Raw genomic sequence first — 238 nt, 5'->3', positions numbered from 1 at the left:
CAATATGCCGCGCATAAAATTAGTTCGCCATTGAGACCGACTCAACGGCATTCGCCGTGCACGTGGTAAGCTTCGGCCCCTACGGCATGCCCGCGCTGTCCTTCCGCGCCGTATTCCTTAATAGATAGCAAAGTTCATGGATATCCTTCTCGCCGTCAAGGCGATCATCATGGGCCTGGTCGAGGGCTTCACCGAATTCCTGCCGATCTCCTCCACCGGTCACCTGGTTCTCGCAGGC

1 protein-coding gene is annotated in these 238 nt (G+C 56.7%); it reads left to right on the top strand.

Annotated elements, in window-relative coordinates; translation table 11 throughout:
* Positions 1-136: 136 nt before the first annotated feature.
* Positions 137-238 (top strand): undecaprenyl-diphosphate phosphatase (locus tag KVT32_RS31455; RefSeq protein ID WP_305864373.1); only part of this gene is annotated, 102 nt, incomplete at its 3' end.

Origin of the sequence: Achromobacter sp. GbtcB20 (genome assembly GCF_019091095.1) — a bacterium.
GTDB lineage: Bacteria > Pseudomonadota > Gammaproteobacteria > Burkholderiales > Burkholderiaceae_B > Achromobacter > Achromobacter mucicolens.
Note: the sequence above shows the minus strand (reverse complement) of the source record. Positions and strands in the feature narration are given on the sequence as shown.